Origin of the sequence: Exiguobacterium abrahamii (assembly GCF_015645365.1) — a bacterium.
Lineage (GTDB): Bacteria > Bacillota > Bacilli > Exiguobacteriales > Exiguobacteriaceae > Exiguobacterium_A > Exiguobacterium_A abrahamii.
The window spans coordinates 56,909-77,249 of record NZ_JADOYC010000002.1; the positions used below are offsets into that span (position 1 = coordinate 56,909).

At 45.7% G+C, this 20,341-nt stretch carries 17 protein-coding genes; 15 read left to right on the plus strand and 2 right to left on the minus strand.

Going from position 1 to position 20,341, the window contains the following annotated elements:
• Positions 1-16 precede the first annotated feature (16 nt).
• The 9 genes from lplA (at position 17) to ITJ88_RS10080 (ending at position 7,634) form a co-directional block, all read left to right on the plus strand.
• The gene (gene lplA, locus ITJ88_RS10040) at positions 17-1,006 is read left to right on the plus strand and encodes a lipoate--protein ligase (protein WP_023467375.1); all 990 of its coding nucleotides are present in this window, start codon (positions 17-19) and stop codon (positions 1,004-1,006) included.
• A gap of 50 nt (positions 1,007-1,056) precedes the next feature.
• Positions 1,057-1,944, plus strand: coding sequence for an SDR family oxidoreductase (locus ITJ88_RS10045; RefSeq protein WP_023467377.1), 888 nt, complete (start codon positions 1,057-1,059; stop codon positions 1,942-1,944).
• Positions 1,945-2,068: 124 nt separating this feature from the next.
• The gene (locus ITJ88_RS10050; RefSeq protein WP_195865583.1) at positions 2,069-3,616 is read left to right on the plus strand and encodes a fatty acid--CoA ligase family protein; all 1,548 of its coding nucleotides are present in this window, start codon (positions 2,069-2,071) and stop codon (positions 3,614-3,616) included.
• A 66-nt stretch (positions 3,617-3,682) separates the two neighbouring features.
• Positions 3,683-4,117, plus strand: a complete 435-nt coding sequence (gene mgsA, locus ITJ88_RS10055) for a methylglyoxal synthase (RefSeq protein WP_023467379.1) — start codon at positions 3,683-3,685, stop codon at positions 4,115-4,117.
• 96 nt (positions 4,118-4,213) lie between these two features.
• Complete coding sequence (locus tag ITJ88_RS10060) at positions 4,214-4,369, plus strand: hypothetical protein (protein WP_195865584.1); 156 nt, start codon at positions 4,214-4,216, stop codon at positions 4,367-4,369.
• Between the two features lie 134 nt (positions 4,370-4,503).
• Positions 4,504-5,166, plus strand: a complete 663-nt coding sequence (locus ITJ88_RS10065) for a response regulator transcription factor (RefSeq protein ID WP_023467381.1) — start codon at positions 4,504-4,506, stop codon at positions 5,164-5,166.
• On the plus strand, positions 5,163-6,545 hold the full coding sequence (locus ITJ88_RS10070; RefSeq protein WP_195865585.1) for a sensor histidine kinase: 1,383 nt from the start codon (positions 5,163-5,165) through the stop codon (positions 6,543-6,545). The genes ITJ88_RS10065 and ITJ88_RS10070 overlap by 4 nt, the downstream gene beginning before the upstream one ends.
• A 110-nt stretch (positions 6,546-6,655) precedes the next feature.
• On the plus strand, positions 6,656-7,129 hold the full coding sequence (locus ITJ88_RS10075) for a competence protein ComK (protein WP_029340962.1): 474 nt from the start codon (positions 6,656-6,658) through the stop codon (positions 7,127-7,129).
• Positions 7,130-7,226: 97 nt separating this feature from the next.
• On the plus strand, positions 7,227-7,634 hold the full coding sequence (locus ITJ88_RS10080) for a hypothetical protein (protein WP_023467385.1): 408 nt from the start codon (positions 7,227-7,229) through the stop codon (positions 7,632-7,634).
• A 43-nt stretch (positions 7,635-7,677) separates the two neighbouring features.
• Here ITJ88_RS10080 and ITJ88_RS10085 read toward each other — a convergent pair whose 3' ends face one another.
• Both ITJ88_RS10085 and ITJ88_RS10090 read right to left on the minus strand, forming a co-directional pair.
• Positions 7,678-8,019, minus strand: a complete 342-nt coding sequence (locus ITJ88_RS10085) for a hypothetical protein (RefSeq protein WP_195865586.1) — start codon at positions 8,017-8,019, stop codon at positions 7,678-7,680.
• Between the two features lie 60 nt (positions 8,020-8,079).
• Complete coding sequence (locus ITJ88_RS10090) at positions 8,080-8,457, minus strand: truncated hemoglobin (RefSeq protein WP_195865587.1); 378 nt, start codon at positions 8,455-8,457, stop codon at positions 8,080-8,082.
• A 138-nt stretch (positions 8,458-8,595) separates the two neighbouring features.
• On the opposite strand from ITJ88_RS10090, the gene addB reads away from it, so the two are divergent.
• The 6 genes from addB (at position 8,596) to ITJ88_RS10120 (ending at position 20,287) form a co-directional block, all read left to right on the plus strand.
• Positions 8,596-12,027 (plus strand): helicase-exonuclease AddAB subunit AddB, encoded by a 3,432-nt coding sequence (gene addB / locus ITJ88_RS10095; RefSeq protein WP_195865588.1) that lies wholly within the window; start codon positions 8,596-8,598, stop codon positions 12,025-12,027.
• Entirely contained in the window at positions 12,024-15,575 is a 3,552-nt protein-coding gene (gene addA / locus ITJ88_RS10100) for a helicase-exonuclease AddAB subunit AddA (RefSeq protein WP_195865589.1), read from the plus strand. Before addB ends, addA begins: the two co-directional genes overlap by 4 nt.
• Before the next feature lie 206 nt (positions 15,576-15,781).
• Positions 15,782-16,159, plus strand: coding sequence for a response regulator (locus ITJ88_RS10105; protein ID WP_023467390.1), 378 nt, complete (start codon positions 15,782-15,784; stop codon positions 16,157-16,159).
• Positions 16,140-18,683 (plus strand): HAMP domain-containing sensor histidine kinase, encoded by a 2,544-nt coding sequence (locus tag ITJ88_RS10110; protein WP_195865590.1) that lies wholly within the window; start codon positions 16,140-16,142, stop codon positions 18,681-18,683. Before ITJ88_RS10105 ends, ITJ88_RS10110 begins: the two co-directional genes overlap by 20 nt.
• Positions 18,684-18,767: 84 nt before the next feature.
• Complete coding sequence (locus tag ITJ88_RS10115; protein ID WP_195865591.1) at positions 18,768-19,148, plus strand: DUF1516 family protein; 381 nt, start codon at positions 18,768-18,770, stop codon at positions 19,146-19,148.
• Positions 19,149-19,336: 188 nt separating this feature from the next.
• Positions 19,337-20,287, plus strand: a complete 951-nt coding sequence (locus ITJ88_RS10120; protein WP_230088802.1) for a class I SAM-dependent methyltransferase — start codon at positions 19,337-19,339, stop codon at positions 20,285-20,287.
• The last annotated feature ends 54 nt before the right edge of the window (positions 20,288-20,341 follow it).

A 20,341-nucleotide genomic window follows, 5' to 3' on the forward strand; every position in this document is an offset into this window, starting at 1 on the left:
GGAGCACGAAACCCTTATGAAATTCATCTTCCATCCTGAGATTCGCGATGCGCGAATCAATCTCGCTGTCGAAGAATTCATCTTGAACAACCTAAACGTCAATGAAGAAGACTATTTCTTGTTTTATATCAACGGTCCATCAATCATCGTCGGAAAAAACCAGAACACGAACGAAGAAGTCAATTTGAAGTATGTTGAGGAAAACGGGATCCACGTCGTCCGTCGTCTTTCAGGTGGTGGCGCTGTGTATCACGACGAAGGAAACTTGAACTTCAGTTTCTTGACAAAAGATGACGGTGATTCGTTCAACAACTATAAAAAGTTCACGGAGCCAGTCGTACAAGCGCTGCATAAACTCGGTGTCGAAGCGGAGCTATCCGGACGAAACGATATTCATGTCGGAAGTCGGAAAATCAGTGGGAATGCCCAGTTCACGACGAAAGGGCGGATGTTTAGTCACGGTACACTGATGCTCGATTCGAACATCGAAGAAGTCGTCAATGCGCTTGTCGTCAGTGAAGAGAAGATGCGCTCTAAAGGCATTAAATCAGTCCGGAGTCGTGTCGCGAATATCTCTGAATTCCTGTCAGAACCATTGACGATGGAACAATTCGTCGATCATCTCCTTGCTTCGATCTATGAAGGGAAAGAGATTGAACGGTATATCTTAACTGAAGAGGACTGGGATAAAGTACGTGCCATCTCAGCAGAACGTTATGGCAACTGGGAGTGGAATTTCGGAAAATCGCCGAAATTCGACGTCATCCATAAAAAACGTTTCCCAATCGGTACGATTGACTTCCGATTGAACGTCAAAAAAGGCATCATTGAAGAAGCGAAGATTTACGGTGACTTCTTTGGTGTCGAGGATGCAGAAGAAATCGCACGGGCGCTCGAAGGTTCACGCTATGATCGCGCGTCACTTCGCGAAGTGCTCGGTCGGTACGAATTGAAAAAATATTTCGGTGCCGTCGAACTAGATGAGGTGCTAGACGTTTTAGCGTAAGTCTTTATGGGAAAACTCCTTCTATCAACTGCATAGGGGGAGTTTTTTTCATGGGCTATAATAAAGATAATTTTTTAGAAGGTTCGTTGACGGACTTTATTGATTTTGAACGGATTTCAGAAGGATTACCAAAAACGGAGGATGAACAGCCGTTACCATATTATGAGCGTGATGATTATAAGGCAGCAGGAAAATTAGAAGGAAAAGTCGCGATTGTCACAGGCGGCAACTCTGGAATCGGGCGTGCTGTCTCAATTGCTTATGTCCGAGAAGGAGCGAAAGTCGTCATCGCCTTCTACGGTGATCAAGAAGGGGCAGAAGAAACGAAGGCTCGCCTTGAGGAATTAGGCGGCGAAGTCCTACTTTCTAAAGGGGATATCGGAGATGCAGATTACTGTGAAACACTCGTCCAAAAAACGATCGATCGTTTCGGTCGCTTAGATATCATCGTCAATAATGCGAGTATGCAAAAACCAGAAGATAGTCTGAAGGACATCACAGACGAGTCAATGGAAAAGACGTTCAAGACGAATATCTTCGGAATGATGCGTCTTGCCCGTGCTGCCTTACCGCACCTTTCACTCGGTTCTGCCATCATCAATACGACATCGTCGACGGCATACGAAGGGAACGCGCTTTTGATTGACTATTCTGCGACGAAGGGCGCAATCGTCAGCTTCACGCGGAGTCTTTCGATGAACTTAGCGAAAGAAGGCATTCGTGTCAATGCTGTCGCACCGGGTCCGATCTGGACGCCGCTTATCACGGAAACGTTCCCACATGAATCAGTCAAGACATTCGGGAAAAATACACCGATGGATCGCCCAGGGCAGCCGGCTGAGATGGCATCGGCATATGTTTTCCTCGCGTGTAACGATTCAAGTTATATGACAGGACAAGTCCTTCACTTAAACGGTGGCGTCATCGTCAACGGTTAAAAAGAAACTCGGTGAAAACGTTTCCAAAAAGTGTTACACTATCCATACGGTCGCTTTTGACTACGTATGGATTTTTTTTACGTAAAAAATGAATAGTCATTCATTCGAAAGGGGAATTTTGCTCATGCTTGGATTGATTCAATCCGTCGAAGAAACTGCTCGAACACATCCGGATTCAACGGCGTATGTGTTTGAGGACACGCAAGTCAGCTATCGTGAGTTTGTCGAGAAGTTTCACCGGGCAGCCGGTGCGCTCGAAGCGAACGGGATCCGAAAAGGCGATCATGTCGCGCTGATCTTAGGGAATAGCCCAGCGTTTCTAGTGGCGTATTACGCCATCATGAAACAAGGGGCAATCGCGATTCCGATCAACCCTACATATACACCGGACGAGATCGGGTATATCCTGATGAACGGTGATGTGAAGGGGATTTTAGGGATTGCACCACTCGTCGAAGCTGCAAAAGATCGTCTTGTGCATTTACCGAATCTCAAGATTGTCGTCTCTGTTCCTTACGCGGATCAAGAAGGACCAAACGAAACACATCAACAAGTGACGTTCATCACGCTCGATCGCTGGCTCGAAATCGAACATCCATTAACCGAAGTGACGAATGAACTGGACGACATCGCTGTCATTCTCTATACGAGTGGAACGACAGGAAAACCAAAAGGTGCGATGTTATCCCACCGTAATCTGACGTCGAATGCGCGCTCGATTGGGGATTATCTACATGTATCCAGTAGCGACCGGACACTTGCCGTATTACCGATGTTCCATGTCTTTTGTTTGACGGTCGTCGTCAATGCTTCACTCGCACATGGGGCGTCAATCATCATTGCTTCACGTTTTTCACCACAAGAGACGTTTGAATTAGCAAAAAAAGAACAGGTGACGATTTTTGCGGGTGTACCGACGATGTATAATTTCTTACTTCAAACCGTGAAGGCACATCCGGAATATGCGACCTATTTTGAATCAACACGTTTGTTCGTCTCAGGAGGAGCGAGTCTTCCAGTGCCGCTTCTGGAAGCATTTGATCGAACATTCCAATGTCATATCCTCGAAGGATATGGTTTATCGGAAGCATCACCCGTCACTTGTTTCAATCCGGTCAATGGTGTTCAAAAACCAGGCTCGATTGGAACATCGATCGTCGATGTCGAAAATAAGGTCGTCGATGAACTCGGACAAGAATTACCAGATGGTCAAGTCGGAGAATTGATTGTTCGGGGACCAAACGTCATGACCGGTTATTACAAGATGCCGGAAGAGTCGCAAGCGACGTTACGCGATGGCTGGTTATATACAGGTGATTTGGCTCGTCGAGATGAAGACGGGTATTTCTATATCGTCGATCGCAAAAAAGATATGATCATCGTCGGTGGTTACAACGTCTACCCGCGTGAAGTCGAAGAAGTCCTCTACCAACATCCGAACGTCATTGAAGCCGCCGTCATCGGCATACCGGATGAGGAGATGGGCGAAGCCGTCAAAGCATTCGTTGTTGCTCGTGAGACGATGACGGAAGCGGAAACGCAGGCGTTCTGTGCCACATCACTCGCGAAATATAAATGTCCGACACAGATTGAGTTCATCGATCAATTACCTCGTAATACGACCGGAAAGATTTTACGGACCGTGTTGAAGAAACAACCGACGAATTCATGACTGTCTCAAGAACTTCAGGTTTCTGAAGTTCTTTTTCTGTGCATAGACAAGAAGGAGGGGATACGAATGAATATCGCATTGATTGCACATGATGAGAAAAAGGATGAGATGATGGGTTTTACACGGGCTTACGCCGCATTCTTTAAGAAAAATACATTATACGCGACAGGAACGACCGGACAACGGATCATGGAAGCAACCGATCTGCACGTCCATCGCTGTAAGTCAGGTCCACTCGGCGGGGATCAGGAAATCGGAGCGCTTGTAGCACAAGGAAAAATCGATATCGTGATTTTTTTACGGGATCCACTGACGGCCCAACCGCATGAGCCGGACGTCTCGGCACTCATTCGATTATGTGACGTATACGATTTGCCGCTTGCGACGAATGTCGGAACTGCTGAAATTTTAATCAATGGTCTCGAACAAGGACAATTCGATTGGAAGGAAATCATTCGAAAACGCCATGAACTGGAACAACAAAAGTTTTTAGACGATTAATTTCATGAGAACGCTTCTCATTTTCGTTTGAGCATGCTATAGTCAGTTTGAGGATGATACTGATTATCAATTGCGATGGAAAAGGTGGCGAAGAAAATGGAGATTCTATTAATGTCGGGTGTAACGGTATTGCTAGGAGGCGGCGTTGGATTTTTGACGCACGTCGTAAAAATGGAACGTCGTCAACAGGCAACACCTGTGACTTCAAAGAACGAGCAAGTAGCGTATCCAGCGCTCCGTCTCGTCAAATAATAGAAAATTTATGACTTCGCCTTTCTTTTCTTTTGAAAAGAAAGGTTTTTTTGAATTATTATCCACTCTCCCATAATTTTGCGGAATTCCTTTGATACACTGAAACAAAGCACATTAGTCGAGGAGTGAGAGCCATGCATACAATCTATTTAGTTGATGATGAAGTGAACTTGAATCGTGTACTCGTGAAATATTTGGAGCAAGAGGGATGGCAGGTGAAATCGTTTACGTCTGGTGAGGCAGCGGCCTCTGCCATCGTTGAAAAGCCTGACTTATGGATTTTAGACATCATGCTACCGGATATGGATGGTTTTCAATTGATTAAACGGATCAAGGCACATGATGAGACGACACCTGTCATCTTCATCTCGGCTCGGGATGAGGACATCGATAAAATCATTGGTCTTGAGATGGGATCAGACGATTACATCGCAAAACCGTTCCTTCCGCGAGAACTCGTCATCCGCGTCAAAAAGATTTTGGCACGAACGTATGCGACACCAAAGAGTGGTGTCATCCAATACGGCGATTATATGATTTATCCAGAGAAACGAATCATCGAAGAGAATGGTCAAGAAATCGATTTGACGTCGAAAGAGTACGATTTGTTGATTTTATTCGCCACACAAATCGGGACGCCGATGTCACGCGAGCAGATTCTCGTCAGCGTCTGGGGTGACGATTACTTCGGTTCAGACCGAGTCGTCGATGATCTCGTTCGTCGCGTCCGTAAAAAATTATCGAAGCTTGAGCTCGAAACGATTTACGGCATCGGTTATCGCTTGGTGTCTGCATGAAAAACCGCAGTCTCGGATTCCAGATTTGGGCGATGTTTCTGCTCGTCATCGTCACGCTTTCTGCGGTCATTCTCCTGGTCATCCGGTCATCGATTGGAAATTTCATCGATGAACAGGTCTATGCGACACTTGAGAATAGCGAAGTCTTCTTCTCGAAGGACGCCTCCGTCATCGAGATGCTTCAGGATAATCCGATTGAATTCGACCGCCGAAAACAGGAGTCCCGTTCTGTTAACATCTTACTCCTTTCTAAAAACGGAAAGCTCTATTACGGTGGAGCGCCACAACAGCTGATCAATCAGATGTACCGTGATGCGATTGATCAAAAAACGGTTACGGCAAAGTATACGACGCGTCTTGATAAAGAAGATGTATACTACAGTATTCGAAAAATCGAGGTTAGTGGTGAAACGTACTATCGTGTCTCCTATGTTTGGGATGCATATCGGCAAGAACTGATTACACAGTTGTTCTCGAAAATCGGATTCGTCGTCATCATTGGGAGTATCTTTACGTTATTCATTGCCTTTTGGTTAGCGCGACGTCTGACACATCCACTCGTCGAAATCGAGGGAGCGGTCGGGAAAATTGCGGCTCAAAAGTGGGATACACCACTTCCGCTTGACCGTGGGGATGAGATTGGACGACTCGCACGATCCGTCGATGCGATGCGAATGGATCTTGAAAAACAAGATAAGGCACAAAAATCATTACTTCAAAACATCTCCCATGATTTGAAGACGCCGATCATGGTCATCCGAAGTTATGCCCAGTCTATCTCAGACGGGATTTATCCAGATGGTGATTTGACCGGATCCGTATCCGTCATTGATGAAGAAGCGGAACGGTTAGAGAAAAAAGTCGCGGCTTTACTCTACGTCACGAAGCTCGACTATTTCGAGCTCGATCGTTCGACGTGGGACAATGTTGACATCGACCGGATGGTGCATCTGTTGAAAAATCGTTTTTCTGGGACGAAGTCACTCGAGTGGCATGTCAGTGGAGAAGCGGGAATTGTTCTTGGTGAAGGAGAGCAGTTACGTGTTGCGCTCGAAAATGTCATGGATAACGCGATTCGTTATGCCGAAACACGAATCGATATCCGATTGTCTGGAACAGCGGATCAGGTTCATATTGAAATCGAAAATGATGGACCACCGCTTGACGCCTCCTCGCCACTGTTTCATCAATTTTCACGTGGTAAGGAAGGAAAGTTTGGGCTTGGTCTCTATATCGTCAAACGGATCGTTGAGCGTCATGACGGGACGGTCGCAATCGAGAATCGCTCTGCGGGAAATGGAGTCGGAAAAGTTTGTGTGATTTTTAATTTCCCACGTCATTTCATTGAGCAAGAGGAAAAAAAACCAAAAGAATTTTAAAAACGGGATCTTTGGATCTCGTTTTTTTCATTAGGAAATAATCGTTCCGTTCATGCAAGGTAAAAGGAAGTTTGGTATAACCAATATAATCCAGGAAGGGAGCGAAGGAGATGTCATACCCAATCACGGAAGAAACGTTAGCCTTGATCCCGCGATACGGTCAATACGGTGAACCGCAGACACTCGTCATCAAGGAACATTCTGAAAGTATTTTAGATGGTCATCCGATTAAGTTGATTGAAGAATCCTGTTTGTATTTTGGTTCGTCCATGCGTGGGAGAATCGAAGCAGCGCGGCATATCCTTGGTCCGAACCGAAAGACACCTGTTTTAGTGGATTGGCAAGCACAGACGATTTTCTTTCCGACGACCGCAAAAGAAAAGGCGGAATGTATTTGGATTAATTTTAAACAGATGAAGACTGTTCAGAAAAAATCCGGCAAAGTACAAGTCGAATTTCAGACCGGTCAGTGTATCGATACGGATGCCTCTGCATACAGCATCGAACGACAACGGATTAAAACACTGGAACTGGCGTACGAAATGCAACGTCGTTTTCAGTTGCCAGAGTTTAAGAATCGGTGAAAAGTGGAAACACATAACAGGAATCTTACTTACGTAAGGAGAAACAGTAGAGAGAGAAATCATAGGGAGGTGAAGCGGTAACTTTTACCGCGACACAATGAATGAATCATACGAATGGTTAAATCGCCGAAAATTACAGCCTGGATTTGGTGCGACTGGAGGCAGACGCTTTATCAGTTCCCGCATCGTACGTCCGGAAAATACACCGGGTAAACGAATCAAAGGAATTAAACGGGCACGACAATTGGTCGTTGATGATGCTGGAAATCGCCGTTGGGTCACGAAACGCATCGTCGTAACGGATGCTGCGAAACACGTCACGATGAACCGTCGGACATCCATCGCCTTGAAAGAGACGAATGAGTCCCGCCTTGAGCAAGTCAAACAAAAACTAGCATCCAACAAAAAGGTCTTATTACCGATCTTGGCGGCAACAGGGATCGCTGTCGCAGGTGGCGTTCTTGCTTACGTCCTTCGTCGGAAGAAAAAACAATCTGATCAATAAAAAAGAAGCCGTTCTCCAATCGGAGGACGGCTTCTTTCATGCATTATAAGAATCGTTTTCGTAAAGAAGTCGAGAGTGCTTTGTCTGCAATCTCTTCTAGTTCCGTCAAGTTTGTCGGATCAAAGCTGTCATTGTAGAAACGACCTACGAAGTCGACACGATCGTAATCGAGTTCCTTGAAAATCAAGTGTTTATGGTCGTCATAAAAAACGACACGATAGTAATCAGATCCGCGTTCAAGGGTTACGAGACCTTTGATGTGATCCAATTTTTTTTGTTCTTCGGCTTGCTCTTCCTCGAGCGTGTCATCCTCGTTCGTCGATGCTTCGGCTTGCTCGATCGCATTCTTTACGAGTTCAGGTCGTTGTTCTTGTTCTTCCGTCATGTTTTATCGCCTCCATTTATTATTTTACATGGAAATGGACAGATGAGAAAGAAAAATCCCTCAGTCCATCTGGTGTGCTTCACAAACGCGTAGTACATTCATCGTGCCAATTCGTAATCGCTCGAGTAGTTGAAGTCGTGCTTCTTCATTTGGAATTGTATCAAGAGCAGCTACTTCCATCAGTTCCAACCAACGGATGGCATGTTCTTTTTGAATCGGTAATAACCGGTGAATCATCGCTAAACTCGCCGGCGGTTGATCCGGGTCGCGCGGTCCCCCTGTCAATTGGGTCAAGAAGACGAGTTGTGCCTGTTCGACACGTTGCCGATCTTCAGGGAATAACGGTCGCAACAGTGAATCATGGTAGACTTGATGATAGAACGAGCGAACCAAGGATGTGAGTATATGCTCGCCTCCGATGGTTTCGTAAAGTGACAAGAAGCATCACCTGCCTTACATAGGATGTGTCCTGATTATAGCAAATTTATACGTAGAAGACATGCGCCAAAAACAGTACATTTGTTCTTGTTTGTGAGATACTAAGAGTAAAGAAAAAACGAGGAGGAGGTTTTCTTGATGAACCATATGCATATTGGTCGTGCCGGTAGTGGGAAAACGACACAATTGATCGAGCGCGTCATACAGGAACTCGAGCAACGACCGTTAGGGGAGAAGATGTATTTCATCGTTCCAGATCAGATGTCATTTGAAATGGAGCGGCGGATTGCGACAGATGAACGGATAGCAGGTCTTGTTCGTCTTGAGGTCATGAGTCTACGGCGCTTTGCGTTTCATATCTTACGCGATTACGGGAATCAAGCGATTCCATTTCTCGATGAGACGGGAACACAGCTATTACTGCGACAGGTCGTCGAGGAATCAGAAGACGAACTGAAGATTTTTAAACGAACTAAAAACATGCCAGGATTTTTCCAAGGACTGGATGAGCTCATCGCGTCGTTTAAACGCTCGTTGATTGAGCCAGACATGTTGCGTCAAGTGAGTGATCGCTCTCTCGAACGGTCACCGAAATTAAACGATCTTGCGTTGATTTATGAGCGCTTTACGGAACGAATCGTCGATAAAGCACTCCATGCAGACGATTACTATACGACGTTGCTCGAGTTACTTCCAAAAGCGCGACTGGATCAAGCGACGATCATCGTCGACGGATTTTATGAATTTTCGCTCCAGGAACAACAAGTTTTACTCGCCTTGATGCAACAAGTGGCTGAAATGCATATTAGTTTTACGATGGATGCAACGGATCCTTATGCGAAACAAACTTCTTTTGGTGTGTCTCAGCGGTGCTACATGCAATTGATCGGTCAGATGCAGGAACTGTCGATTCCATACGAAGAAATTTTGTATGATCAACCAATCAAGTTTCAATCAGAAGGGCTACGACATTTGGAGCAGGCCTTGTTGAAGCCGGGATATCCTTCTGTCGATCATGACATTGAGGGCTTTCAGATGACAGCTGCAGTTAACCGTCAAGTTGAAGCAGAATCAGCCGTGCGGAAAGCGATTCAACTCGTTCGACAAAAAGGGTATCGGTTTCATGAGATGGCATTCGTCGTGCGACATCTTGAGCCGTATGCGGATCACTTGGAACGAGCCTTCCACATGTATGATGTTCCATATTTCTTGGATCAACGTGAGTCGATGGTTCATCATCCACTCGTTGACTTGATTCAATCTGCTTTAGACATCGTGACGTCGGGTTATCGGGAAGAAACGGTCTTTCGTTTACTGAAGACAGAGCTCTTGCCGATTCCCGCAGAAGATGCGCGTCTAGCGCTCGATCGTTTTGAGACCTTCGTGCTCGAACGCGGCATCAAAGGGTCGATGTGGCAACAACCGTGGCAATTAAAGCGGCGCCTAGCAGAAGAAGTTCGCTTAACGGAAGAGGAGCTTGCGCAAGAAGAAGAACTGAACCATTTACGAAGCTTCGTCGTCGACTTGATTGAACCGTTGCACCGTCGGCTGAAACAGGCGAAGACGATGAGCGCGTATACGAAAGGTCTTTATCAATTCCTTGAAGAACAAAAAATTGCAGAACGTTTAATGGAATGGCGTAAGCAAGCACTAGAGCAGGATCAATTACTTGTTGCGCGCGAGCATGATCAAGTATATGAAGCGATACTTCATCTATTCGAGCAGCTAGAAGCTGCTGCACCTGAGCATACTTTATCAACGGATTTGTTCGTTCAGATGGTCGAGACAGGACTTGAGAGCCTTCGTTTTGCACTTGTTCCGCCATCGCTCGATCAAGTCATCGCGACGGACTATGTCCGTGGACGATTACAACGAGTAAAAGTCGTCTTTTTACTGGGAGCAAATGATGGTCTGATTCCGTTCGTTCAAGATCAATCAAAGTTACTGTCCGAAAATGATCATGACTTTTTACATGAACATGGTATTCCGGTTGGAAAAGCGTCTCTTGATGTGTTTGATGATGAGCTGTTTTATCTGTATCAAGGGATGATGGCTCCAAGTGAAGCCTTGTATGTCAGTTACGCACTTGTCGATGAAGAAGGAAAGGCGCTTCAGCCGGCAGCGATCACCAAACAATTAAAGCGACAATTGTTGCTCGATCGTCCGATTAAGACACACTTTGCGGAAGCTGGGGAACACGCACCGCAAGAACAACTTGATTTCGTAACGAGTCCAGATCGCGCGGCAGCAGCGACGGCGATTGAACTCCGGCGTCTTCAACGACGTTATCCGATTCAGCCGATTTGGTTCGAAGTGTACAATACGCTTCTCGAAAACGGACAGGGACGTGAACGGATGGGGTTATTCTCGAGTGCCTTGTTCTATCAAAATCAAGCGGAAGCCTTGCCGGAAGGGTTGGCGCATCGTTTATATGGTGATTCACTGCAAGCGAGCGTTTCGCGTTTTGAGACCTATAACGCCTGCTCGTATAAGCATTTTGCTCGATACGGACTTCGTTTACGCGAGCGAAAGCTGTATAAATTTGAAGCACCGGACATCGGGAATCTGTTCCACGGCGCATTAAATGATCTGTCGCTCAGTATTAAAGCTTCTGGACGACACTGGCGAGAGATCGACGGCGAGACGTGCGGGACACTTGCGAAGGAAGCTGTCGAAAAGGTGACACCGGAAATTCAGAATGCGATCTTGATGAGTTCGAGTCGCTTCGGGTATATCAAGAAAAAATTGACGGATGTCGTCGAACAAACAGCTAAAATGCTTGTGGAACAAGCAAAACGAACAGATTTTGAACCCGACTTATTTGAAATCAGTTTTGGTAACGCGACGTTCCCACCATTACGCTTTACGTTACCAGACGGAACAGAAATTGAATTCACGGGTCGCATCGACCGGATTGATCAGGCGACGATCGGTGATCAGCTATACGTTCGCATCATTGATTACAAATCAAGTGCTCGAGGACTTGATTTTGCGGAAATCTATTATGGGCTTGCCATTCAGATGTTGTTATATTTGAAGACGGTCGTAGAACAGTCGGAGCTGCTCTATCAACAGCAGGCAAAACCAGCTGGTGCGCTATATTTCCACGTCAAAAATCCGATGTTACGGGGCGATTTATCGGCTGACGAAGAAAAGCGTAATCAACTGTTACTCGAGTCCTATCAAATGCAAGGCGTCATTCTCGAGAATGACGAGGTACTACGAGCGATGGATCATATTGCGTACGATGAACGAAAAAAATCACCACTCGTTAAAGTGACATTCACGAAAAACGGACTGCATAAGACGCAGACGAAAGGTGTCGTACAAGAGGAAGACTTATCAGCACTGATGGATCATGCATGGGAGGCATTAAAAGACAGCAGTCAAGATATCTATGATGGGGATATCGCCATCAATCCATTCGATTATCAGGAACGGACACCGTGTAGTTTTTGTGAGTATCGTTCAGTCTGTCAGTTCGATGAATCGCTTGGGAATCAGTATCGCCCATTAAAACCGATGTCTGAAAAAGAAGTACTGGAACGGTTGAAGGAGGAAGAAGAATGAGCGTGCGTTGGACGGAAGAACAACAACAAGCCATTTCAGCTAGAGGTGGACATATCCTCGTCTCAGCGGCAGCGGGATCAGGGAAGACAGCGGTCCTCGTTGAACGGCTGACGCAACGATTGATTGATCCTGAAGATGAGTTGTCGGCTGATCGGATTCTCGTCGCTACCTTTACGAATGCGGCAGCACGTGAGATGAAGACGCGGGTCATTGAGGTCATGGACCAGCGCATCAAAGAGGCACCGGATGATTTGTATTTGAAAAAACAGCGTCAATTAATGAACCGGGCACAAATTACGACGATTCATTCGTTCTGTTTGTCGATTCTGCGTGAGAATTATTACCGGATTGGTCTAGATCCTGCGTTTCGAATTGCCGATGAATCTGAATTACTGTTATTGCAAGACGATGTCTTAGAAGCGGTCTTTGAGTCCTTTTATGCTTCTGAGGACCCGGGATTTTATGATTTGATTGATAGTTATACGTCAGATCGGGATGATCAAGCGATGTTGACACTGATTTCGAATCTCTATCGGTTTTCCCGTTCCTTACCGGATCCGGAAGCTTTTTATGCACATTTAATCAGTCAGTACGATCAGCCGATTGACCCGGATGATTCTCCACTCATGCAACGACTAGTCGAATTAGAGTGGGAAAGTCTCTCGAATTTATTGGGACGTTACCGAGAACTTGCTTTTGAGCTGGAGCAGGCTGGTTATACGGAAATGGGACAGATGATGCGTCAGGACATTGCTCCTTTTACCTCGCTCGAAACGTCAGCACGCCACTGGTCGATGGTTGCGCTTGCTTTTCAAGCAGTAGAGTTCGGTCGCTGGAAGAGTCCACGCGGGGATGAAGGAATCAAATCGTTTCAAGCAGAGCGGACGCGACTCGTAGCGGAGTTCAAGAAAATGAAAGAGCTGTTCGTCCAAAAGACTGGTGTCGATTACTTGGAGGACTTGCGGTCGCAGTTGCGACACGTCGAGACGATCGTGACACTCGTACGTCAATTTGCAAGCGATTATCTCGAAGCGAAACAACAACGGGGTATCGTCGATTTTTCGGATCTTGAACATTTTGCATTAGAGATCTTGACGGACGAAGGACAACCGTCAGACGTGGCAAAACTTCTGAAGGAACGCTTCGTTGAAGTACTCGTCGACGAATATCAAGATACGAACGAGGTTCAGGAACGTATCATCCAATTGGTCTCGAAAACGGATGAGGCGACAGGAAATCTCTTCATGGTCGGTGATGTCAAACAATCCATCTATAAATTTCGTCATGCAGAGCCAGGATTGTTCCTTGAGAAATTCAAACGATTCCAACAGACCGATGTCGGTACTCGGATCGATTTAACAAAAAACTTCCGGAGTCGTCTTGAAGTGCTGGATGGAACGAATCAAATTTTCCGCCAAGTAATGGATGAGACGGTCGGGGAGATTGATTACGATGAAGCCGCGCACCTTCGACTCGGGAATCTGAGTTATCTCGAATCGGAGCAAGTGGCACCTGAATTACTTTTGATTGATCCACTTGATAGTGAAAAGGAAGAGGTTGAAGCACGAGCGATTGCAACGCGAATTTTAGAACTCGTTGATTCGAAGCATCCACATCTAATCTATGATGCGAAAGCCAACCGATTCCGGACCTGTGAATACCGCGACATCGTCGTCTTAGCACGGTCGCGTGGTAAGCGTGTCCAAGCGCTTGTCGAAGTGCTCGAACAGTATGAGATTCCGGTCTATGCGGATACGACGGGCGGGTACTTCCAAGCGACGGAAATTCAAATCATGATGGCATTGCTCAAGACGATTGATAATCCCCTTCAAGACATTCCATTCGCGAGTGTGTTACGATCGCCGATTTTTGGGGTGGCGGATCGAGATTTAGGACGGATTCGAGCAAAACAAAAAGAAGGAAGCTTTTATGAGGCAGCGCTCGCGATGGCGGCAGAGGAATCACCACTCGGAATTCGAATGGACGAAATCATCCGTCAGATTCAATCATGGCGAACTGAAGCACGTGGGAGTGCCTTACCTGCCTTCATTCGATCGCTCTTTGATCAGACCGGCTATTTTGAGTACGTCGGCTGTCTCGCCGGAGGCAAAAGTCGTCAAGCCAACTTGAACGCTTTATATGAGCGAGCGAAGCAATATGAGACGTCCGGTTATCGTGGTCTCTATCGTTTCCTTCGTCTAATCAATCGATTAATTGAACGAGGAGAAGACTTCGCAGAAGCCCGTTCGCTTGGAGAAGACGAGGACGTCGTTCGCATCATGACGATCCACCAATCAAAGGGACTCGAGTTCCCCGTGACGATCGTCAGCCAATTGACGAAGCAATTCAACAAACAGGATCAAATGCAGGCGATTCAGTTGCATAAGACGTATGGTATTGCCCTAGATGCGATTGATCCGATTCGTCGTTTGCGATCTGGGACACTCTTAAAAGAAGTCATCCGCCGGGAAATGGATCGAGAGATGAAGGCAGAAGAGATGCGCGTCTTGTATGTTGCGATGACTCGAGCGAAGGAAAAGCTGATTCTCGTCGGGACAGTCAAGGATTTAGAGGATCAAATGGCGACCTGGCAGATGACGCCACCAGATGAAGTCTTACTACCTGAAAATGATCGGCGCCAAGCGAAGAGTTATGCGGAATGGGTCGTTCCGGCAGTCTTACGCAGTAGTTTACTACGTCCGGATGAGACGGATTGGTCGATTCGTGTGATGTCGTTAGAGGAGTTAGCACCGTATCAAGAAATCTCAACACTCGTGGAGCAACTCGAACACGTCCAGAAGCTTGAAAAAATCGATGTGCCGATTAATTCGCAAGTCAAAGAAATTGTCGAAGCGGCATTTTCGTATCAGTATCCGCATGCGCTTGCGACAGAGACGGCAGCAAAACAGACCGTCACGGAACTGAAGCGGGCGGAACAGCTCGAACGTGCAGCATTCGAAACGACATATCGCCAGACGACCTATTACCGTACGCCTCAATTCCTCGGACCTGTTTTAAGTGGGGCGGAACGAGGAACGGTCCTACACTTAGCGATGCAATTGTATGAACCGGACGAATCGATTTCGCAACAAATTGATCAGTGGGAAGCAACGGAACGCATTACGCCGATTGAAGCGACGACGATGCGAGAAGCGGCAGCTCAGTTACAAGGGTTCCTCGACTCTGAAATCGGACAACTGTTCAGCGAACGATTACGGACGAACCACGTCTATCGAGAGTTGCCGTTCACATATAAGATCGGGGCATCGCGTTTCCGGAAAGACTGGACAGGTCCAGTGGATGACGCAGTCATGCAAGGAATCGTCGACTGTTTGATTCAGGATGGAGAGTTCTATATCTTGCTCGATTATAAATCGGATCAAATCGTTACGACGGAAGTCGGACAGACAGCTGCTGATGTGTTACGGGATCGGTACGCAACTCAGTTGAATCTGTATCAAGAAGCGTTAGAAGCGATTCTTCATATTCAAATTTCACGTAAGGTCATCTATGCGTTTGCTTTAGAAGAAACGATTGATTTAGTTTAATTTAATGTTGATACGATCGAGACCTTCCTCGTCCTCCTACTTCAGGTAGAGATGAGGGAGGTTTTAGTATGGGTCGAAAGAGGGATGAGGAATAAGGAGACAAAATCAGTTTCTAAAGTAATTTCCGTTTCTTATTATGAAAGAACTGTGTAAAATAAAGAAGATATGTTACTTTGGTGATGGATAATTTTGGGAGGTTTTGATAGATGGCACGTATTTTATTAGCAGAAGACGAAGATGTCTTACGAATGTTAGTACTCGATACACTAGAAGATGAAGGATATACGATCGATGAAGCGACGGACGGTGACGAAGCGTATCAAAAAATCATGAACGCTGAGTATGATCTCGTTTTACTCGATTACATGATGCCTGGAATGACAGGGATTGAAGTCATCGAGAAAGTCCGACAACATCCAGATAAGCAACATTTAAAAATCATGATGTTGACGGCTAAAAGTCAACAATCAGACCGCGAACGAGCGGAAGAAATCGGAGCGAATTACTTCTTTTCGAAGCCCTTTAGTCCGTTAGAACTGATTGATGTCGTGGGAGGAATACTGAGTGATCACCAAGTGGATTAATCGAAAAATCGGGCGCCAACTCATGGCCTCCTTTTATGTCGTATTAGCTACATTGATGATTTCATCATTGATCGTCTACAACTATACCGATACGAAACTGCAAGCGACTCGGGCGAAATTAGAAGATATCCGTGACCGGAGTGCACGTGCGGGTGCTTTATGGGAAGAATGGCAGGATGTCCAGTTCAACATGCGCGGTTATGCCTTGATGGGGAATGATGATCTATACAATCAAGTCATGGCTCAACAAGATAAGATTGATCAGCAGACAGAATGGTTCGAAAAAAATGCGATTTATGATCAAGGAAAGGCATTCGCCCAGTCCTCGAGAGAATTGTATGGTTATTATTTCGATGCCATCTTGCCGCTTATTCAATCGTATGTCCAAGCGAAAGAGTCCGGGGATGTCACGGAATCCTTCTTAAAAGGAACAACACTTGCTGAACTGCCACTTGGTCAGCAATTATTAGCTGAAGGTAAGATTCAATTAGATGCTCAAGGAAACATTGATGTACTCTCGGAAATCAATAAGAGCGAGCTAGCACTCGGCGGTTATCGTGAATTTTTAGAGGATTGGGCACAACGGACGAGCGATCAGTTGGAACGGGAAATCCGGACGACACAGCTGATTTGGTTAGCGAATATCGTCGTCTTACTTGCCGTCTTGATTTTCTTTATTTATCCGTTTATCCGCCGCATCACGATGGAATTATTATCTCTCGTCAAGAACAGTCAACGGCTTGCGAACGGTGAAGATGTTTCGAGCGTCAAAGTACCGAATCGTAAAGATGAAATCGGAATTCTGGCGTTATCCTTCAATCAGATGGCAAGTTCGATTTCCGAGAACAAGCAGCATTTATTAGCGAAAAATGAAGAATTACAAGCGCAACAGGAAGAATTGCAAGCACAGCAGGAAGAATTGCAAGCACAGCAAGAAGAACTCGAAGAAGCATTAGAGCTGACGATGCGGAATGAGCAACATCTGCAGTATCGGAATGATTTGACAGAAACGCTCGCGGCGCGTGAGTCGTTGACTGCTTATCCGGAAATCATTGAGAAGCTCGTCACGATCACGGATTCTGAGATTGGTGCATTAGTATTTGTTGATGAAGAAGATAGTTACTCTGTCGTTACGTATGGAATGACGGATGAATTGGCAGAACAGCTGCTTCAAAACGATGCGTCTCTCTTAAAACGAGCCGAGTCACTGAAGTCACCTGTTCATTCTTCTAAACAAGTCGCAAGCAATCATCCATTGCCATATCCGTACTATATGTACGAAACAGCTGTGCCGATTCTCGACCCCACTGCAGACGATATCATTGCGTATATCTACCTTGTCCGTTACCGCGATCAGTTTACGAACGAACAGATGCGTGATGTCATGTCCTTCTCCCGCCAATTATCGCTATCGCTTTTACGGATGCGGCTGTTTGACGAGATGACGAAAGAGAAAACGAAGACGGAGCGGATTCTTGACTCGATTCGAGAGGCCGTCATCTATCTTGAACCGGGCAAAGAAGAGGTCTTCGTCAATCGACCATTATACGATTTATTCCCGGAGTTACGTTATGGTGTTCAGACTGAACAGGAGACATTGCAAACGTGCTTAGAAGTCATTCGATCCGTCGTCGACGAACCAGAGGTCTTTAGCCGTTATGTTGATGCAGTTCTGCGTGGAGAATTACCGACCGATAGTTTACAGTTCTCGATTCGAAACGAAACAGTATTCATTCAATTTTATGTCGAGGTGATCCATATCCATCACGTACATAAAGGAACGATGCTCGTCATGCGTGATGTAACGAAAGAGACTGAAATGGATCGTTTGAAATCAGAACTCGTTTCAACCGTCTCTCATGAACTTCGGACGCCACTCTCTTCGATTTACGGATTTACAGAACTCATGCTCAACCGAGACATCGAAGAGTCGCGCCAAGATCGATATTTGCGGACGATCCATTCCGAAACGGAACGTCTTGCAAATCTCGTCAATGATTTCTTAGATGTCCAGCGCATGGAGTCGGGCACACAATCGTATAAAAAAGCATCCGTGAACATCTATACGATTGCTGAAGAAACGACACAATTTTATGCGGCTTCGACACAGGCTCATCGGATTACGTTCCGTCACGAGGGAAATCAGTTGCCTGTCATTGAAGCAGACGAAGAAAAAATCAGACAGTTGCTCAATAATTTATTGAATAATGCGGTGAAATATTCACCATCTGGTGGTGCGATCGATGTCGTACTCACGACATCACTTGATCAAGTCATTCTTCAAGTTCGAGATGAGGGAATCGGGATTCCAGAACAATCGCTGAGTCGTCTATTCGAAAAGTTCTATCGCGTCGATAACTCGGATAGTCGAAAAATTGGTGGGACTGGTCTAGGACTAGCTATCTGTAAGGAAATCGTCACGGGTCATGGTGGAGAAATTCATGTCGAGTCAGTCGTGAAAGAAGGTAGTCTTTTCACCGTCAAATTTCCACTTGTCCAGTCTACACATGTGACAATCTCCTGAAAAAACCATATATCAACAAAATAACACTAGGTGTTCGTCCTGAAATCAGATACGATGAAATAGGAAAAGAAAGGAGGAAATGAAATGCCAATCACAGCATTCGTTCACACACACGTCTTACTTTGGGTACTTTTATTGGTTACGTTCTTCGTCGCTTTTTCGATGTACAAGAACAACAAAAAAGCTGCAAAAGGGATTCATATGGCGTTCCGTCTGTTGCTCTTATTGACGTTCGCGACAGGTCTTTATCTGTACATCAAAATTATGGGGATGTCTGAAAATCCAGACCCACTCTACCATGCGAAGATTACACTTGGCTTATTGTCGCTCATCTTCGGAGAGTTGACACTTGTTCGTGTCAAAAAGGGCAAAGCCTATTCCGGTTTCGTCATCGGATTCATCGTGCTTGTCCTTGTGACAATATTCCTAGGTTATTCACTTCCATACGGTATGAAATTCTTCTAAGTTCATGCGGGATCAAAGAGTCCTTTTCGACCTCATAGGTTGAAAAGGACTCTTTTTGTCATGTTCGTTAGTAATTTTTGTTTACAAGTGGTTGTTATTTGGGAAAAGGGATGTATTACACAGTAGAGAGGGGAACGCTTGTGGCACAGTTGAAGGAATGGACGAAAGTTTTCCGGGCACGAAAATGGATGAAACGCGCAGAACCGGTGTTACCACTTTGGCATGGATATATCGGTTATAAATATGGATTATTCGATGCTCTTCAAACAGGAGCAACACAAGCAGAGGCACAACTACGAATGCAGCGTCCGCTGACACAGGAAGCGTTATCCCGCTGGTTCGAAGTCGGCGTCGCAGTCGGTCACTTGAAGAAAAAAGATTTACGCTATACAGCGACTCGCCATGTTCTTCCGGAACTCTCTCAATCAGACGATCGGAGTATCGGATTCATGTTATCGGAAATGATGGAGCTGCACTTGCCAGCACTATTCTCTTATCCTCAATTTTTAGAAGAGGGTCAACAAAAGACCTTTAATGGAGAGGAACATGGTGACATCGTGGCTGAAACTTCAGCTCTCGTTGAGACGGTGGCTTTCCCGGCAGTACGCCATATCATTCGCAGTCGTAATCTGACCTCACTCCTTGATATTGGTTGCGCTTATGGTGGATATCTCCGTAAAATCCATGAGGCATTGCCTGACTTACGACTCGCCGGAATTGATATTGAAGAATCCGTCATCGCAGAAGCAAAACGGCGAGATACGAGCGGAGAGATTGATTTTGTCGTCGGAGACATCAAAACGTTTGATGTGAAACAGACATATGACGGTGTCATGATGAATAATATTTTGTATTACTTCCCGCAACCGGAACGCCTTGCACTATTAAAAGGAGTTCGTCGTTTCGTCAAGGATGATGGAACAGTCATTCTCGTCACACCATTACGTGACAGTTCACATGGTGCACCTTTCTCAGCAGCATTCAATGCCTTCATGACGTTGCATGAGAATCTGTATCCATTACCAAGTAAGGAAGAATTGAAAGAAGATCTAACGAAAGCTGGGTTTGAAAACATTTCGATCACACCATTCTTAAAAGAAGGTGCCTGGTATATCGTCACTGCAAACGCCACTTCCTAAGCGAAGTCTGGCGTTTTTACAGTTGGAAGACAGTTCAAATTTGTTGATTTCACT